A 16232-nucleotide genomic window follows, 5' to 3' on the forward strand; every position below is an offset into this window, starting at 1 on the left:
TGGCAGGTAGGGTGAAGCCCGAGAGGCCACGGCAGCGAGAAATCAAACCCGCCGAACCAGAATAAGCAAACCCAAGCGTCGGGCCGGGAGAACTATAAGCCTGACGACTTCAACCGCTCCAACCGCCCGGTGCGGACCCGCATGCCGGGTGGTGTGGGAGGGGCGGAGCTGATTGGCTCCCCCCTATCCCGATTGCGGCCCGCTCGGCCATTCCCCAGTGGTGCGAGACCGGAACTTTCGCATCCTGCCCGGGTTTATCCTTCGTCCCGTCAAAAGGGAGAAAGGATTGCATCATGGCAAAATATCTCGACAATCCCGACGGCTATTTTCGTGCGCGCCGCGAAGAAGAGCAGGACGCGCCGGTCACCCTCACTGCGACCGAAGCGCGGCAGGGCAGTTGGGGCAAACCTGTGCTTTACGTCCTGGTTTGCGGCCTCATTCTGGCGATGATCGCCTGGTGGGGCGCCGAATATTATGGCTCCAAGATCGCGCCGCCGGTCGACAAGACGACCACCTCATCTGTCGACAGGGCGCCTGCGACCACGCCCGCTGTCAATGACAACCAGCCGAAAGGCCAGCCGATACAGAAGTCGCCGACCATCCAGGACTCGACCAAGATGTAACGAATGGTCTGCAGCCGCCCGCTGTCAAAGCGGGCTTTGGTTGCGTAGTTGAATGAGGCCGGATCTGTATCCGGCCTCCATGTATGACTCAGGCAGCCGAAGCCTGCGGCTTCAGTTTCGGATAGTCCGGAAAAACCTTCTCGAAGCGCTCTTGCCAGCCCTTCAGCTTGTCGCGGCCCTTTTCCCATTCACCGGCAAAGCGCAGTTCGAGATAGCCGAGCATGGCCGCCATGGCGAAATGCCCGCCGTTCAGCCGCTTCAGTCCGCCCGGAGGATTGGCATTGAGGTGATCGAGTCCGCGCGCCGCCTTTTCCCACTGCCTGTCGATCCAGGGCTGGTAGACCTTCTCCGGCGGACGGAACCGCTTTTCATAGACAATCGCCAGCAGACAATCGGTGATTCCGTCGCAGAGTGCTTCGAGGGTTTCGGCCTCTGTGCGTCGTTCGTCATTGCGCGGATAGAGCTTATGCTCCGCCGAGCGGTTGAGGAACTGCATGATCGCGACGCTGTCATAGACCGGCGGATCGTCGCCGCGCAGCAGAACCGGGATTTTGCCGAGCGGATTGCTGGCGATGAGGTCTTCGGGCGCACCGTCCGTCTTGGTCGGCACGGCCTCGATTTCGATGCCGAGATGTCGTGCCGCCATCAGCACCTTGGCGGAATAAGGCGATGTCGATGAATAGAAAAGTTTCATGATGGCTCATTCCTTCAGGGGATGGGCGGAAGCGTGACTATATTCTGCCGGCAGCTCTGCCGGGCGACTTCGCCGCACGAGCGGAAGTCGAGCGATTTCGTCATGCAGATGCGGATCTCCGCCAGTTGGCCGTCTTCGCAGGTGACCGCGATGCCGTCCCGCCGCAGACCGGGGTTGACGTTGATCATCAGGTTCTCGATGTCGTCGGTCCTGAGCTTGCGGTTCATGCTGCCGCTGAAAATGACCGGCGGTATCTGGACCTTTGAAAAGGCTGCGCGCAACTGACCGAAAAAGCGTTCCTGGCTGAGGCCGGAGCAGGTGCCGTGCGTGCGCCATTCATGTCCGGCAAGCCCGGCCGATGGGACGATGTCGTACAGGCTGCGGATCAGATTGCTGGGCACTCGATCCGGCTCGGAACTCTGGCAGTTCTCGGGATAGCCATGCTCGTTCTGCGGCCATAGACCATGCACGACGAGACTATACCGATGCTTGCCGTCGCATTGCGGCGTCCGCCCGCCGGCGTCATGCCCGGCACACCAGGTCGGTGACCAGGACAGCGACAGAACGTAGAAATCGAATTCGGCAGCGACGGCAGGTCGCGACAAAGCAAGGCCCGCGATCAGCGTCCATCCGGCAAGCATCACGCGGAGCAGGCGTCCCATCCTGTCGTTCCTCACCAGCCAAGGGTGTCGCGGATCGTCGAGCAATCCTTGCCGTAGACATGCCAGGGGTCGAGCCCTGCGACGCAGAATTCCACGTTGTCCGTGCCTGGCACGCCGGCGAAACCCCAAGGCCTGGCGATCAGATACCACATGTCGCGGCGGCTGCCATCGCTCAGTGCCGCGGTCGCGTGGCAAAACTGCCGACCAACATCGTGATATTCGTCGCGCTGACGCTCATAGGTCATCGTCGGATTGACGATCTCCTGCAGCTTCAGCCCGGCTTCATTGTAGTGGCGGAATTTCAATGCGAAATCGAACTTCAGCTGGCGGGCGACCCATCTCGCATCACATTGCGGGCTGGAATCCAGAACCGGCCAGGCGAAGGCGCTCCCTGTGTTTATCGAAAGGGTTGCGACGACAAGGCCGAGCGCGAGCAGGAAACGAAGGGCAGACATGGTATTTCTCCGTAGGAGACGCCAGCATTGGTCGCTTCGTCCTATCAGGTCAAGAGCATTCCGGCCACAGTCCCCACCGCTGTCAATCCGCGGCCCAGAGCACCTTATGGGCGTCGAGGAAGTCGACCGAATGGATTACGGTGCCAGCATCGCCGAGGAAGCAGACATTGTAGTTCGGCGCGAAGGCGCCATAGCCCATGCGCTCGACGATGCCGGAAAAATCCGGCCAGCAGACGTGGTTGGTGGAGCGCGGCGCCGAGAACGGAATGCCGCGGACCTGCCCGCTCAGCGTGAAATGGCAATGACCGAAGAAAATATGCCGGATCGTCTCCCGATGGCGGCGCAAAATGGCGTGGAAATCTGCTTCGTGCACGATGCCGATCGCATCGGCATTGGCGACATGCACCGGCAGCGGATTGTGGTGCATGAACAGCCACACCGGTTTTCCCGAAGTTTCGGCCTGTTCCAGCACGCGGCTCAACCACACTTGCCGTTTTGCGTCATAATGGCCGGCATGGGTGCCGGGCTCGGCAGTGTCGAGATAGACGAAGAGACCGGCATCCGTGTCCTCAGTCCATTGCACATAGCCGTTCTCATCGCGCTCGGCATCGCTGAACAGCGAGGCGAAGGTCTCGCGGTTGTCATGGTTGCCGATCAGCAGGCGAGGCGAGAGCCGGTCCTTGAGAGGCGAGGCGTCCAGAATGGCTTTTAGCTGCTTATAACTGTCGGCTTTGCCGTAGTGGGTCAGGTCACCGGTGATGACGATACGGTCGGCATCGGCGTGGAATTCGGCGACATGGCCGAGGCAGGCCTCGAAATTGCCGATGGGATCAAAGCCCAGAATGGGTTCCGGATTGATGTGAATGTCGGAGATGTGGACGAGTTTCATGGCTGGTGTATCACTTTGGAACGAGGCATTGCTTGATAAAGCGGCTTTTCCCTCCTTTTTGTGACAGGTTTCAAGTCCCCATTCCGTCCTGGCTCCGGAATTGTACTTTTTTGGTCCGCAGAACCGCGGTTCGTCAGCTCCGCTATGCTGTTTAACCAATTCGTAAATCAAGAGAATTAGTAATGAGACATATTCCTGATTTCGCGCCATGAAGGATGCGTCCATGAGCCCGACATTTCGCCGTCTCCTGAAAGATCGTTCGGGCAATTTCGCCCTCATGTTCGGCCTGCTGACGATACCGATCGTGTCGGCGCTCGGCTGCGCAGTCGACCTCAGCTATGCGCTAACGGCTCAGAGGCAGTTGCAGCAGTCGGCGGATTCGGCGGCGGTATCCGCCCTTGCAGAGCAGTCGGTCGGCGTCATCGCAGCATTGAAGAACGGAACCATTGGCACAGTCGATGTGGCCAACACTGACGCTGGCGCAATTTTCAAGGCGAATCTCGACCCCAAGCTCGCCTCCTACGTGACCGACTATCACATGAACATACAACGCACCGCGACGCAGTTCACCTCGACGGTAACCTTTACGGCAAAAGTGCCCACCAGCTTTCTCGGCATTATCGGCAAGAATTTCGTCACGGTTTCAGGGAGTTCACAGGGAAGCTATGTGCCGGCAACCTACACCGATTTCTACCTCATGCTGGATAACTCGCCGTCAATGGGCCTGGGCGCGACCACGGCCGACATCACCGCCCTGCAGAACGCGACGAAGAACAACAAGAATGACGCGAATTGCGCCTTCGCCTGTCACGACACGAGCGGTGTGAGCGATTACTATACTCTGGCCAAGTCGCTCAACATCACCACGCGCATTCAAGTGGTTGCCAAGGCTGCGCAGGCCATGATGACGACCGCGGCGTCGAACCGCAAATATTCCGATCAATATCGGATGTCAGTCTATTCCATGGGCACTGACGCCGCCACCGAGCAACTGACCAATGTTGCGCCGCTTTCCTACGACCTGACGACGGTGGCCAGCAAGACGGCAACCATAGATCTGATGACGATCAAGGGAAACAACTACAACAAGGACCAGCAAACCGACCTGCTGTCCAACCTGACCAGCCTCAAGACCACCATCGGTACCAGCGGAACAGGTCTGGATGCCACCAGTCCGCAGAAGGTGCTTTTCCTGGTCAGCGATGGGGTTGAGGACGCCAACCGTCCGACCGGCTGCCTGAAGACGATCACCAGCAGTACGCGGTGCCAGCAGCCGCTCGATTCGTCGATCTGCACGAAGATCAAGGCCAATGGCGTGCGCATAGCGGTGCTCTATACGACCTACCAGCCAGTCACGGCCAATTCATGGTATAATAGCTGGATCAAGCCGTTCAGCACTGAGATCAGTCCCGCCATGAAGGCCTGTGCCAGCGATGGTCTGTTCTTCGAAGTCAGCCCATCGGATGGCATTACCGAGGCGATGAATGCGCTGTTCCTCAAGATCGTCAATGTTCCCAGACTAACGGGCTAACTTGTTACCCCGTTAGTCTCCGGCTGACGGGGGTAACCCGTCATGTCCAGGCTGACGGGGTAACCCGTCATGTCCAGGCTGACGTAACCGTTGATCACTCGCCGCGGATCCAGACAGTCCGACTGCCGGCGAAGCGGTCCTGCGCTATCACGTTCGTGAGCCACGGCAAGAGTGTGTCGAGTTCGCCCTTCAGCGTATAGGGCGGGTTGACGATGATCAGGCCCGAGCCCGACAGGCCGGTCGTGTCGCGATCGTTGCGGACGGACAGTTCGGCGCAGAGTATTTTCGGGATGCCCAGCGCTTCCAGCGCCGCGTGAAAAGCCTTGATCGGCGCGCCCTGCTTCAGCGGATACCAGAGGCAATAAACGCCGCCTGGAAATATTCGCCAGGCCTTGCCGAGCCCATCGGCAAGCCGTCGATATTCGCCCTCCAGCTCGAAGGGTGGGTCGACGAGGATCAGCCCGCGCTTCTCCTTTGGCGGCAGATGCGCGTTGAGCGCCAGCCAGCCGTCGAGATGCGTCGCGCGCGTCTGGAAATCGCCGGTGAAGTTTGCCGCCAGCGCTTCATAGTCGGCCGGGTGGAGTTCCATCAGCGATAGCCGATCTTCCTTGCGCAGCATCAGGCGCGAGATTTTCGGCGAGCCTGGATAGAGCCTCACGCCGCCGTCGGGGTTGAGTGCCCGCACGGTCTGCAGATAGGGTTCGATCAGCGGCGCAACGGACGAGGGTAGTGACGCCCCCATCACCCGGCCGATGCCATCGCGCCACTCGCCGGTCTTCTGCGCCTCTTCGGAGGAAAGATCATAGACACCAATGCCGGCATGGGTATCGATCACCCGGAACGGCTTGTCCTTCTGCTTGAGATAGGCGATCAGCCGCGCAAGCACCGCATGCTTGAAGACATCGGCGAAATTGCCGGCATGATAGATATGGCGGTAGTTCATGGGTCGGATGAATTTTCCTGATGTGCACTGCGGCAACTTTTCCCGCGCGCCGGCTTCGATTATACAATTGCCATGAACATTGCGACCCGCATACCGGAAAAAATCACGATCGGTCATTCGGCCTGCCCGCATGACTGTCCCTCCACCTGCGCGCTCGAGGTCGAGATCCAGGCTGACGGCCGCATCGGCCGCGTCCGCGGTGCCGCCGACAACAGCTACACGGCCGGCGTCATCTGCGCCAAGGTCGCCCGCTATGCCGAGCGGCTCTATCATCCGGATCGGCTGATGCATCCCATGCGTCGCAAGGGCGCCAAGGGGGAGGGGAACTGGCAGCGCATCGACTGGACCGATGCGCTCGACGAGATCGCCGATGCTTTCCTCAAGGCGGAAGCCCGTTATGGTGCCGAAACCGTCTGGCCGTATTTCTACGCCGGCACGATGGGCTGGGTGCAGCGCGATTCCATCGAGCGCCTCCGCCACGCCAAGAAATATTCCGGCTTCTTCGATTCCATCTGCACCAACCCGGCCTGGTCCGGTTATTATATGGGAACCGGCGCACTGCGCGGCCCCGATCCGCGCGAAATGGCCAAGGCGGATTGCGTCGTGATCTGGGGCACCAATGCCGTGACGACCCAGGTCAACGTGATGACGCATGCCACCCGCGCCCGCAAGGATCGCGGTGCAAAGATCGTCGTCGTCGACATCTACGACAATCCGACGATGAAGCAGGCCGATATCAAGTTGATCCTCAGGCCGGGATCGGACGCGGCACTCGCCTGCGCCGCCATGCATATCGCCTTCCGCGACGGCTATGCCGACCGCGGCTATATGGCGAAATATGCCGACGATCCAGTTGGTCTCGAAGCGCATCTTGCAACGAAGACGCCGGAATGGGCGGCCGCGATCACCGGCCTGTCAGTCGAGGAGATCGAGGCGTTCGGAAAACTGGTGGGCACGACGAAGAAGACCTATTTCCGCCTCGGCTACGGTTTTTCCCGCAGCCGCAATGGCACGGTCTCCATGCATGCGGCGCTAAGCCTGCCGACCGTGCTCGGTTCCTGGCAATATGAAGGCGGCGGTGGCTTCCATACCAATGCCGCGATCTTTGGCATGAAGAACGACCTTTTAACGGGCCAGGGTTTTGCCGACCGGAATGTCCGCCAGCTCGACCAGTCCGAGCTCGGTCGCATCCTGACCGGCGACGCCAAGGCATTGCGTCATGGCCCGCCGGTGACCGCGATGCTGATCCAGAACACCAATCCGGTCAACGTCATGCCCGAGCAGCGGCTGGTCAAGCGCGGCTTCCTGCGCGACGACCTTTTTGTCGCCGTGCACGAGCAGTTCGTGACCGAGACCGCCGAACTGGCCGACATCGTCCTGCCCGCCACCATGTTCGTCGAGCATGACGACATCTACAAGGCCGGAGGCCAGAGCCACATCGTGCTCGGCCCGAAATTGGTAGAGCCGCCGTCCACCGTGCGCACCAACCTCTTCGTCATCGAGGAACTCGCCAAGCGCCTCGGCGTGTCGCACATGCCGGGCTTTGGGTTGAGCGAGCGCGAGCATATCGACGAAATCCTCTCGGGCGATGGCATGCCGGATTACGAAGAGCTCGAAGCCGAGAAGTGGCACGATCGCCAGCCGGATTTCGACACAGCCCACTATGTCAGAGGCTTCGGCCATCCCGACGGTAAGTTCCGTTTCAAGCCCGACTGGATCGGCCAGCGCGGCTCGATCCGTCCACCTGATAATGTCGGCCTGCTGGGGCCGGTCAGCCAATTGCCGGCCTTCCCGGATTTCTGCCCGGTGATCGAACTGCCGGATGCCGATCATCCCTACCGCCTCGCGACCCCACCGGCGCGCAACTATCTCAATTCCACCTTCTCCGAGACCAAGACCTCGCGCGAGAAGGAGGGCCGGCCGGAGGTGATGATTTCGCCTGACGATGCCGAGCGGGAAGGGATCGCCAATGGCGACATCGTCACCCTCGGCAATCTGCGCGGCGCGCTGCGCATCCACGCCAGAGTGAGCGATTTGACCAGGCCCGGCGTGCTGATCGCCGAAGGCCTGTGGCCGAACAAGGCGCATCTCGACGGCGAGGGCATCAATGTTCTGACCGGTGCCGACAATATCGCGCCACATGGCGGCGTCGGCGTGCACGACAATCGCGTCTGGCTCCGGACCTCCAACAAAACCGCATCGGTCGCCTGACCGGTGTTTTCGTTACCTGCCGCATTGCCAATCCTCCCCGATCACCAGGAAAGTAGCGTGAATTCATGGATGCCAAGACCGAACCGAAAGTGAAAATCCTTTCGTCCGAAACGCTCTCCAAGCGTTTCGTCCATCTGCAGAAAGTCACGGTCGAGCACGAGACGCTGGCCGGCGGCCGCCAGACCGTGGTGCGCGAGATCCACGACCACGGCAATGCCGCCACGATCCTGCTCTATGACGTTAGGCGCAAAAGCGTGATCTTCGTCCGCCAGCTCCGCGTGCCGCCCGTCATGAACGGCGACGATGGTTTTATGATCGAAACCCCGGCTGGCCTGCTCGACAAGGACGATTCGCTGACCGCCATCATCCGCGAAGCGATGGAGGAAACCGGCTATCGCATCGACCGCGCCGACTATCTCTTCGACGCCTATATGTCGCCCGGCACGCTGACAGAAAAGGTCAGCTTCTTCGCCGCCGAGATCGACGTGACGATGAAATCCGGCACGGGCGGCGGTTTGGAGGAAGAGGGGGAGGACATCGAAATCCTCGAAATCCCGCTCGCTGACGCCTATGAAATGATCGGCACGGGCAAGATCTGCGACGCCAAGACGATCATGCTGCTGCAATGGGCGAAGATGAAGTACGGCGCCTGAAGCGCATTATCATCTCGCGCGCCACCCATCGTCATCTGACAGCGCCTGGAAAAGGCCGGTGCAGGATCAGTCCTGCACCGGGCGCCGATCATCCGGCTACAGTGTGAATGCGGTCGCATCCAGTTCGGCCAGCGACGTCGCCTGAACGATAAGTTTGTCGCCGTGTCCGAATGAAAGCCAGACATCCGATCCATGTTGCGACATGTGTGATTGGATATCCGAAACGCTGGTAATGCCGGCGAAGTTCTTCAGGTGGATCGTATCTTCGCCGTCGATATAGTCGGTGATCGTGTCCACCTGATCACCCTTGCCGAAGACGAAAATGTCGTTGCCGGCGCCGCCGGTGAGCAAATCGTTGCCGGCCTTGCCGCCGATCGTATCTTCTCCGCCCATGCCGAAGAGGTGATTGTCACCCTTGTTTCCGTAAACAAGGTTATTCAGGTCATTGCCATGGCCGTTGAGGTTGCCCTTGCCGAGCAGGTAGAGAAAGTCGACATTGGCATCCAGGGTGGCGCTCGCGTAGCTTTTCACCGTGTCGAGGCCTTTGCCGGCATTTTCGAGCACATGCTGTCCTTTGCCGAGGATATACGTATCGCTTCCATCGCCGCCGGCGACGCTCGTATACGTGCCGAGATGACTGTCGAAATAGTCGTTTCCGTCGCCGAGATCGATCAGTCCCTGAATAGTACCTGTATTGGTCACCCGCGTGACCCCACCAGACGAGCCGTCCGTGATCGCAGCCTCATTGCCGGAAATCTTGCCCATGTTGTCGATGGTCGCGGTCCCCGAGGTTCCGAGCAGATAGATTGCCACATGGCTGACATCGATCGATCCGCCTGCCTGATTGACGATATGAGTGCCCTTTTCCGCGGACTCAAACCCGCCATAACCAGTGACCGAACCGGAATTCGTAAAGGAAGTGCCTTCGCCGCCATAGAGTGCAACATAGGTGGCGGTGATGTCGCCGTGGTTCACAATCGTATTGTCGGCACCTGAAAGGTAGGCGGCTGTTTTTGTGTTGGTGATCGAATTGGCGCCGAACAGAACCGAGTTGCCGTCGGTTTGCAGATCAATGGCAGACGCATCTGGCGCCGTCAGGGTTCCGAGAATTTGGATATCGCTGTGACCGGCTGCAGGGGTATCGTCGATAGCCGGCATGCCGGTGATTTTGAAAGTGGCACCTTCGGATAAAATCCATGTGTCATTCGCTGTTGTTATATGCCAGGGTTTCGTTCTCGTGCCTGTGATTGTATGCGTCGCCATCGGGACCTCTTAAGCGTTGATACCCCCCTCAACGTTTCACAGGCCAAGGTTATTTTGTTGCAAGGCAGCCGGTTGGAGAACGGCGGTGCTTTAACGATGGTCGGCACGGCTTGTGACGTTGCCCCAGCAGTGGTTGCTTGCATTGCGCGGAGTTGCGCAGAGATACGGGCTAAAACTGTCCCTTCAGCCCGAACGAGATCGTTGCTGAACTGAAATCGCCGCCGGCGTCATTCTTGTCATGAAAGACTTTGCCGTTCTTCTCGTTGATCGTCTTGGTGTCGGCGCGTGTCTTGAACATCCGGTCGAACGAGCCGCTGAGATAAAGCGACATCCGCTGTGAAAGGGCGTAATTCACCGAACTGGTCAGCGAGGCGGTCGGTGTCGCGTCCAAATTATCGATGAACCTCAGGCTGCGTACCCAATGGTCGTCGATATCATAGCCATTGACGGAGACGCCTCCGCGCAGCGCACTCGAGAATGACCAGGCCCCTTCCTTGTGGCTGAGATTGAGTCCTAGATAGGGAACAGGCCAGACCTGCCGGAAGGTGATACCCTTCTGGTTCGGGTCGAAATGGCCATGCATGTCGCGAAAGCCGTTGCCGCTATAGATATAGGAACCACCCCAGGCGGACCATTGCACGTCGGTATATTTGAACCCGGCGCCGAGGCCGATATCTGTGTTGTCGCGGGACACAAGCGTCCGCCCGACTTCCGCGCCGAGCGCGAAATAGTGATTGAGCCGCGTGTCGGGGTGGAGCGACCTGTCCGACCAGGGGTTGCCGGGTTTCAGCCAGTCATAGTCGACGAGATGTCCATCGCCATTGAAACCGACCATGCCCTCCGCGCTGGCATACCAGTCATGGTCCAGGTCGACGGTGATCATGCCGTTGATGGTATTGACGTAACGGCTTTTCCAGATCAGCTGCGAGACCTTGACCGGGCCCTGATAGACATATTCATTCGCCTTGATCGCTGAAATGCCGAAGCTGCCGGTGAAGGTTACGGTGCCATCCAGCGATTGCAGCTTGATGTCGCCGGCCTGCGCCGCGCCAGCGGTTGCAACGAGTAAGGTCGTCAGAAATACGCGCCGCATCGGCACCCCCCGGCTGATATCCGAGAGCGATGATAGGGCAGAGCCGGACACGCATCAATGGGTTGAGGCTGCCAGTTCGGAGGCCTTGACAAGGCTCGCGTAAGCTGCCGAAGCCGAAAGCCGGGCCATTGGCGTACCGCGATCGAGACGCGAGGCGATCGACAGTGCGGTGACGCTGCAATTGCCCGATTTTTCCCGGATCGCCTGGCATGTGTCGGCGACGTCCTCGTAGATACGGCGGCGCTGACTGGCGGACTGTTCGAAATAGATGCGGCTGTTGGTCGCCGCCCGGCCGGGGCTGGAGCGGGTGAGCATGAATTCGTAATGGGTCGCGGGATCGGACTTGCCGAACGGATGGATTTCCGAGAAGGCGAGCTGCAGTTGGTATTCGTAGCCGGTATCACCGAGCGGTCGGCCGGTTGCGGACATCACGGTGCATTGCGAGGCGAGTGTGCCGATCAGCAGCGCGCATTCCTCCTCGCCCTTGCTCTGGATCTTCTGCGCCGCCTTGTCGAGCAGGCCGTCCTGGCTGGTTTCCGTGTGCTTCGTCTTCATGTCGTCGAGCGGTTCCTGGACAGTAACCACGACGCGCCGCTCGGGCACCAGGTCGGCATGACTGGCGAGCAGCCGATAGGCATGTTGGTTGGTCGTGCTCTTCAGGCTTTCCGGATCGACATTGGTGTTGAGTGCCAGCGCCTCGGACTTCCACTCAGTCTCGCGCACGGAAATGTCGCTGCCGAGCATTGCAAGATTGGCGGCATTGTAGATTTGCAGGCCGACAAGCGTCGTGAAGGGAACGACGACGAGCACGCCGAGCGCGATCAGGAATGTCTGCTGCCCCTTTGAAAGCGAGGCGAAATAGGAAAAGAATCTCTTCATGGTCTGCCGCTTCCGATAGCGGTGCCAGTGAACGGCTGGGCGCGTTAAGGTGGGCTTAACAACGCGTACGGCGACGGCGGAGGCGGCCACGCATTTGGTATGACGGTTCAGGAGAGCTTGCGGGATTCCAAGGCATTTTAGCAATCTGTCTTCTTGTGATGCTTTCGGGGCTTGCCGGTCCGGCTTGGCGTTGCAAAAGGCCCCTCGTCCGCGGAGATCGGCGACATCATCGAGATCATCGAGCCAATGGCGGCTTCGCGCGATATTCTACCTCTTCCCATGCACAGGATGAGAGCAGCGGTGAGCAGCATCGGATCGTCCATATCCCGGCCGGGTGGCATAAGGAATGAGCGTTCGGTAACGCAAACGCATGAGTGTGTAATAAATTGTCACAAAATCAAAGGTTTAACGATATGTTATCATCTGCTGTTGTTCTCTGTTGGTTACCGTCCGGTGTGCCTATCGATCCCTGACTGTGAGGTTCCAATGTTTTTCGACGATGATGAAGCTACGAATGCGGCGGTGCATACCAAGCAAATGCTCCTCGACACGCAGCAGCGCATGGGTATCATGTTGGATTCAATGCCGATGGGACTGATCATCCACACCCAGCAAGGCATCATCTTTGCCAACCGAGAGGCCGCGAATTTGCTTCAAGTGGGGCAGGATGAACTCGTCGGCATGCATTTCCTTGATTTCGTTGGGGAGGACTTCACCGAGGCCAGCAGACATATGGATGCTGCTTTCCATGCGGACATAATGGCACATGCGACCGAACTCACGCTGCGCAATCCCGTCCGGCCGCGTACGATCAACCTCATCGCCGGCCCGCTGCCGTGGCAGGGAAATTCCGTCATCCAGCTTCTGTTGCAGGACATCACGGACCTGAAGGAGAAGGAAGAAGCCCTGCGCAGGCTCACCATCACCGATGAACTCACCGGGGCCTACAATCGGCGATACGCCTTCGAGGTCGGCCGGGCGTCGGTCGCTTCAAGCGCCGTGGAAGGCAGTGTCTGCGTCATCGCCATGGACATCGATCATTTCAAGAAGATCAACGACGTCTATGGCCATGCCGCGGGCGACAGGGCGCTCAAGCTCTTTTCATCACTGGTCGGCGATTTCAGCTCGTCAGAGAATCTCGATTGCACATTTGCAAGGATTGGTGGCGAAGAGTTCGTTGCTATCTTGCCTTCGTCCGACATCCGGACGGCAGCGTCATTTGCCGAGCGTCTGCGCCTGCGCATCGCCGCGCTGACTGTCGACACGCCTGACGCGGCGTTCCAATTTACCGTCTCTTTCGGCGTTGCGGCGAGCCGTGGCGCCAAGGACACGTTCGAAGCGCAGCTCGGGCGCGCTGATGCGGCTCTATATGCGGCGAAGCATGGAGGAAGGAATCGCGTCGTCGTGGAAAGCGATGCGCACAGCCCGCAGGAAACAGCCACCGCAGCTTAATTCGCCGGACAAGCCTGGGTGATCCTGTATCGCCAATCGGCAGTCCCTGTCTCGGCGACCTATCCGAGCGAGACGAGTCTGGCTTGATCGTCCGTTGAGCCGCTGCCGTTCGCCACCTTGCCCACCGCCTCCCTGTAAAGCCGATGCTCCGCCGTCAGAACCCGTGCCGCCAGCGTCTCGGCAGTGTCGCCGTCAAGCACGGGCACGACCGCCTGGGCGACGATCGGACCTTCGTCGACGCCTTCGGTGACATAATGCACCGAGCAGCCGGCCACCTTCATGCCGGCGTCGAGCGCTCGCTGATGGGTGTGCAGGCCCGGGAACAGCGGCAGCAGCGATGGATGGATATTGATGATGCGATGCTCATAGGCCGAGATGAAGTCCACGGACAGCAGACGCATGTAACCGGCAAGGCAGATCAGGTCTGGGTGGATTTCGTCGAGGAAATCGAGGATGGCGCGCTCATGCTCGACCTTGGAGGCGAAATCCCTTCGCTCGAACGCGGCAGTGCGGATACCCTGTGCCTGCGCCTTGGCAAGCCCGCCGGCATCCTTCTTGTCGGAAACCACCGCGACGAATTCCACAGGATAGGCCGCATCCTTGGCGGCTTCGATCAGCGCTGCCATGTTCGAGCCGCCGCCCGAGATGAAGATCACGGCACGTTTGCGCGTCATAGGCCGAGGCTGCCCTTATAGGCGACGCCCGGCGCGCCTTCGGCACGGGCGATCATTCGACCGAGCTCGACCACAGTTTCGCCCTCGGCCGTCAGGATTGCCGCCACTGCATCCACCTTGTCGGCCGGCACGACGGCGATCATGCCGATGCCGCAATTGAAGGTACGCAGCATCTCGCGCTCGGCGACACCGCCCGTGGATGCCAGCCAGCGGAACACCGGCCTGACGGGGATAGAGCCAAGTTCGACCTCGGCGGCAAGCGTCTTGGGCAGCACGCGCGGAATGTTCTCCGGAAAACCGCCGCCGGTGATATGGGCCAGCGCCTTGATCGCACCGGTTTCGCGGATCGCCTTGAGCAACGGCTTCACATAGATTTTCGTCGGCGTCAGCAGCGCCTCGGCGAGCGTCTTTTCGGCGTCGAACGGCGCCTTCGCCTCCCAGCCGAGCCCGGAGAGCTCGACAATTTTGCGCACCAGCGAATAGCCGTTGGAATGGACGCCGGAAGAGGCGAGCCCGAGGATCACGTCGCCTTCGGCAACATCGCCCTTCGGCAGCAATTGCCCGCGCTCGGCAGCACCCACCGCAAAGCCGGCAAGATCGTAGTCGCCCTCGCGATACATGCCCGGCATTTCGGCCGTCTCGCCGCCGATCAGCGCCGCACCCGCCTGCCGGCAGCCCTCGGCAATGCCGGCGACGATCGCCGCACCCTGGTCCGGATCGAGCTTGCCGGTGGCGAAATAGTCGAGGAAGAGCAGCGGCTCGGCTGCCTGCACGACGAGGTCGTTGACGCACATGGCGACGAGATCGATGCCGACCGTATCGTGCTTGCCGGCATCGATGGCGACCTTGAGCTTGGTGCCGACGCCGTCATTGGCCGCCACAAGGATCGGATCGATAAAGCCGGCCGCCTTGAGATCGAAGAGGCCGCCGAAGCCGCCGATCTCGACATCAGCGCCCGGCCTCCGGGTGGAACGCACCAGCGGCTTGATCTTTTCGACCATGAGATTGCCGGCATCGATATCGACGCCCGCATCGCTATAGGTCAGGCCGTTTCTTTTGGCGTCGGTCATCGCGCTCTCCGGTGGTTCCGCGTTTTCCGCGCAATGGCATGCCGGAGAGGGATTTTCAAGAAAGAGCGGCGCGAGAAAGGCGAATAGTTGTTGGAATTGGCAGATTCCTGCGGCGACGGCCTGTGGCCGTCAGATATAAAGTGGCGCCATCCGCCGCCAGGCGCCGGCGCGATGGGCGCGGCCGTCCCAGAAATGCAGCTGGTGCTGTACGCCTTTTGCGGCGAGCACGTGGCTCAGATGCCGGTTGTTGTCGATGAACGGGTCCTCATTGCCGATGGTGAGCACGATCTCCATCTGCCGGAGTTTCGACAGCCGCCATTCGCAATCGAGGCCGGGCAGGAAATGGCTCGGCATGTGATAGTAGATCGTATCGTCGTAATAGCCGTCGAACAGATCGCCGAAACATTCGACTTTCATCGTCAGGTCGTAGCGTCCGGAAAAGGCGACAAGTTTGCGAAACAGGTGCGGATGGCGGAAGACCAGGTTCGCAGCCTGGTAGGCGCCGAGGCTGCAGCCCTGCACGATGGTGCAGTCATGGCTGTTCTTCTCGGCCATCAGCGGCAGCACTTCATGGAGCACATAGTCCTCGAGCGCAGCGTGCCGGCGAATGCGGTCGGCAGGGTGCCAGCCGGAGCCATAAAAGCTTTCGTTGGCCAGTCCTTCGATACAGTAGAGTTGCAGTTGGCCGGCGGAAACTTTATCGGCCAGGCTGCCGACAATGCCGAGTTCCTCATATTCCCAAAAGCGGCCGTCGCGCGTGGGAAACATCAGCACCTTGGCGCCGGCATGGCCGAACTCCAGAAGCTCCATGTCACGATGGAGGCGCGGACTGTACCAGCGGAGATATTCGCGGTTCATCGAAGAACTGTCTGACCTTTTCGCGGAGCGTGTTTTCCTGTTCCATGCTACCTGAATATTCGAAATGGCCCGCGTCTAATATGAAGGTTTCATAAAACTTTGATGACTCGAGCGCATTGGCTATGGAGAACTGGCAGGGCGGCGCCACCGCCGGGTCGAAGAGGGCCGCGGCCACCAGCATCGGCACTTTGATCCTTGTGGCGGCGATCGCCGCATCATAACGGCGCAGCATCTCGTGCACCTCGGGATGCCTCTTCGCATAGATCTGTACGCTCGCGGCAC

General features: G+C 59.9%; 17 protein-coding genes. 5 read left to right on the forward strand and 12 right to left on the reverse strand.

From position 1 onward, the window contains the following. Nucleotides 1–293: 293 nt before the first annotated feature. Nucleotides 294–623 carry a hypothetical protein gene (locus AC1D06_RS37270; protein WP_477876549.1) on the forward strand — a complete coding sequence of 110 codons (330 nt, stop codon included), beginning with the start codon at nucleotides 294–296 and terminating at the stop codon, nucleotides 621–623. An 88-nt stretch (nucleotides 624–711) separates the two neighbouring features. On the opposite strand, the gene AC1D06_RS37275 is transcribed toward AC1D06_RS37270, so the two are convergent. From AC1D06_RS37275 to AC1D06_RS37290, 4 genes are all read right to left on the reverse strand, one after another. Continuing rightward, nucleotides 712–1317, reverse strand: coding sequence for a glutathione S-transferase family protein (locus AC1D06_RS37275; protein WP_477990688.1), 606 nt, complete (start codon nucleotides 1315–1317; stop codon nucleotides 712–714). A 14-nt stretch (nucleotides 1318–1331) separates the two neighbouring features. Further along, nucleotides 1332–1979, reverse strand: a complete 648-nt coding sequence (locus AC1D06_RS37280; protein ID WP_477990689.1) for a ribonuclease T2 family protein — start codon at nucleotides 1977–1979, stop codon at nucleotides 1332–1334. Nucleotides 1980–1990: 11 nt separating this feature from the next. Further along, nucleotides 1991–2434, reverse strand: a complete 444-nt coding sequence (locus tag AC1D06_RS37285) for a hypothetical protein (RefSeq protein WP_477990690.1) — start codon at nucleotides 2432–2434, stop codon at nucleotides 1991–1993. An 82-nt stretch (nucleotides 2435–2516) separates the two neighbouring features. Beyond that, the gene (locus AC1D06_RS37290; protein ID WP_477990691.1) at nucleotides 2517–3323 is read right to left on the reverse strand and encodes a metallophosphoesterase; all 807 of its coding nucleotides are present in this window, start codon (nucleotides 3321–3323) and stop codon (nucleotides 2517–2519) included. A 223-nt stretch (nucleotides 3324–3546) separates the two neighbouring features. On the opposite strand from AC1D06_RS37290, the gene AC1D06_RS37295 reads away from it, so the two are divergent. Next, nucleotides 3547–4854, forward strand: coding sequence for a TadE/TadG family type IV pilus assembly protein (locus tag AC1D06_RS37295; RefSeq protein ID WP_477990692.1), 1308 nt, complete (start codon nucleotides 3547–3549; stop codon nucleotides 4852–4854). 94 nt (nucleotides 4855–4948) lie between these two features. Here the strand turns inward: AC1D06_RS37295 and AC1D06_RS37300 are convergent, their stop codons facing one another. Beyond that, nucleotides 4949–5797 carry a 23S rRNA (adenine(2030)-N(6))-methyltransferase RlmJ gene (locus AC1D06_RS37300; protein WP_477990693.1) on the reverse strand — a complete coding sequence of 283 codons (849 nt, stop codon included), beginning with the start codon at nucleotides 5795–5797 and terminating at the stop codon, nucleotides 4949–4951. 72 nt (nucleotides 5798–5869) lie between these two features. On the opposite strand from AC1D06_RS37300, the gene AC1D06_RS37305 reads away from it, so the two are divergent. Then, a complete protein-coding gene (locus tag AC1D06_RS37305; protein ID WP_477990694.1) occupies nucleotides 5870–8008 on the forward strand; it encodes a molybdopterin oxidoreductase family protein in 2139 nt (712 codons plus the stop codon). A 65-nt stretch (nucleotides 8009–8073) separates the two neighbouring features. Continuing rightward, nucleotides 8074–8661: an NUDIX domain-containing protein gene (locus AC1D06_RS37310; RefSeq protein ID WP_477876558.1), complete on the forward strand. Its 588-nt coding sequence runs from the start codon at nucleotides 8074–8076 to the stop codon at nucleotides 8659–8661. Nucleotides 8662–8757: 96 nt separating this feature from the next. On the opposite strand, the gene AC1D06_RS37315 is transcribed toward AC1D06_RS37310, so the two are convergent. The 3 genes from AC1D06_RS37315 to AC1D06_RS37325 form a co-directional block, all read right to left on the reverse strand. After that, nucleotides 8758–9924 carry a calcium-binding protein gene (locus AC1D06_RS37315; protein WP_477990695.1) on the reverse strand — a complete coding sequence of 389 codons (1167 nt, stop codon included), beginning with the start codon at nucleotides 9922–9924 and terminating at the stop codon, nucleotides 8758–8760. Between the two features lie 169 nt (nucleotides 9925–10093). Continuing rightward, on the reverse strand, nucleotides 10094–11017 hold the full coding sequence (locus tag AC1D06_RS37320) for an omptin family outer membrane protease (protein WP_477876560.1): 924 nt from the start codon (nucleotides 11015–11017) through the stop codon (nucleotides 10094–10096). A gap of 54 nt (nucleotides 11018–11071) precedes the next feature. After that, a complete protein-coding gene (locus tag AC1D06_RS37325) occupies nucleotides 11072–11896 on the reverse strand; it encodes a hypothetical protein (protein WP_477990696.1) in 825 nt (274 codons plus the stop codon). Nucleotides 11897–12382: 486 nt separating this feature from the next. On the opposite strand from AC1D06_RS37325, the gene AC1D06_RS37330 reads away from it, so the two are divergent. Next, nucleotides 12383–13348 carry a GGDEF domain-containing protein gene (locus AC1D06_RS37330; protein WP_477876562.1) on the forward strand — a complete coding sequence of 322 codons (966 nt, stop codon included), beginning with the start codon at nucleotides 12383–12385 and terminating at the stop codon, nucleotides 13346–13348. A gap of 59 nt (nucleotides 13349–13407) precedes the next feature. Here the strand turns inward: AC1D06_RS37330 and purN are convergent, their stop codons facing one another. The 4 genes from purN to AC1D06_RS37350 all read right to left on the reverse strand — a co-directional run. Continuing rightward, complete coding sequence (gene purN / locus AC1D06_RS37335; protein WP_477990697.1) at nucleotides 13408–14022, reverse strand: phosphoribosylglycinamide formyltransferase; 615 nt, start codon at nucleotides 14020–14022, stop codon at nucleotides 13408–13410. Next, nucleotides 14019–15092, reverse strand: coding sequence for a phosphoribosylformylglycinamidine cyclo-ligase (gene purM, locus AC1D06_RS37340; RefSeq protein ID WP_477990698.1), 1074 nt, complete (start codon nucleotides 15090–15092; stop codon nucleotides 14019–14021). Before purM ends, purN begins: the two co-directional genes overlap by 4 nt. Nucleotides 15093–15221: 129 nt before the next feature. Next, nucleotides 15222–15950, reverse strand: coding sequence for an esterase family protein (locus AC1D06_RS37345; protein ID WP_477990699.1), 729 nt, complete (start codon nucleotides 15948–15950; stop codon nucleotides 15222–15224). Then, nucleotides 15904–16232: acetylxylan esterase (locus AC1D06_RS37350; RefSeq protein ID WP_477990700.1), on the reverse strand; the 329-nt coding region annotated here is incomplete at its 5' end. The genes AC1D06_RS37345 and AC1D06_RS37350, both read right to left, overlap by 47 nt.

Source organism: Rhizobium sp. P2_G2, from assembly GCF_056403555.1.

What these genes read in the sequence shown, in the direction of transcription:
- AC1D06_RS37285 (WP_477990690.1), bottom strand. Translation starts at nt 2,434, where the DNA reads ATGTCTGCCCTTCGTTTCCTGCTCGCGCTCGGCCTTGTCGTCGCAACC.
- AC1D06_RS37300 (WP_477990693.1), bottom strand. Translation starts at nt 5,797, where the DNA reads ATGAACTACCGCCATATCTATCATGCCGGCAATTTCGCCGATGTCTTC.
- AC1D06_RS37310 (WP_477876558.1), top strand. Translation starts at nt 8,074, where the DNA reads ATGGATGCCAAGACCGAACCGAAAGTGAAAATCCTTTCGTCCGAAACG.
- AC1D06_RS37325 (WP_477990696.1), bottom strand. Translation starts at nt 11,896, where the DNA reads ATGAAGAGATTCTTTTCCTATTTCGCCTCGCTTTCAAAGGGGCAGCAG.
- AC1D06_RS37345 (WP_477990699.1), bottom strand. Translation starts at nt 15,950, where the DNA reads ATGAACCGCGAATATCTCCGCTGGTACAGTCCGCGCCTCCATCGTGAC.
- AC1D06_RS37275 (WP_477990688.1), bottom strand. Translation starts at nt 1,317, where the DNA reads ATGAAACTTTTCTATTCATCGACATCGCCTTATTCCGCCAAGGTGCTG.
- AC1D06_RS37270 (WP_477876549.1), top strand. Translation starts at nt 294, where the DNA reads ATGGCAAAATATCTCGACAATCCCGACGGCTATTTTCGTGCGCGCCGC.
- purN (WP_477990697.1), bottom strand. Translation starts at nt 14,022, where the DNA reads ATGACGCGCAAACGTGCCGTGATCTTCATCTCGGGCGGCGGCTCGAAC.
- AC1D06_RS37315 (WP_477990695.1), bottom strand. Translation starts at nt 9,924, where the DNA reads ATGGCGACGCATACAATCACAGGCACGAGAACGAAACCCTGGCATATA.
- AC1D06_RS37320 (WP_477876560.1), bottom strand. Translation starts at nt 11,017, where the DNA reads ATGCGGCGCGTATTTCTGACGACCTTACTCGTTGCAACCGCTGGCGCG.
- AC1D06_RS37280 (WP_477990689.1), bottom strand. Translation starts at nt 1,979, where the DNA reads ATGGGACGCCTGCTCCGCGTGATGCTTGCCGGATGGACGCTGATCGCG.
- purM (WP_477990698.1), bottom strand. Translation starts at nt 15,092, where the DNA reads ATGACCGACGCCAAAAGAAACGGCCTGACCTATAGCGATGCGGGCGTC.
- AC1D06_RS37295 (WP_477990692.1), top strand. Translation starts at nt 3,547, where the DNA reads ATGAGCCCGACATTTCGCCGTCTCCTGAAAGATCGTTCGGGCAATTTC.
- AC1D06_RS37290 (WP_477990691.1), bottom strand. Translation starts at nt 3,323, where the DNA reads ATGAAACTCGTCCACATCTCCGACATTCACATCAATCCGGAACCCATT.
- AC1D06_RS37305 (WP_477990694.1), top strand. Translation starts at nt 5,870, where the DNA reads ATGAACATTGCGACCCGCATACCGGAAAAAATCACGATCGGTCATTCG.
- AC1D06_RS37330 (WP_477876562.1), top strand. Translation starts at nt 12,383, where the DNA reads ATGTTTTTCGACGATGATGAAGCTACGAATGCGGCGGTGCATACCAAG.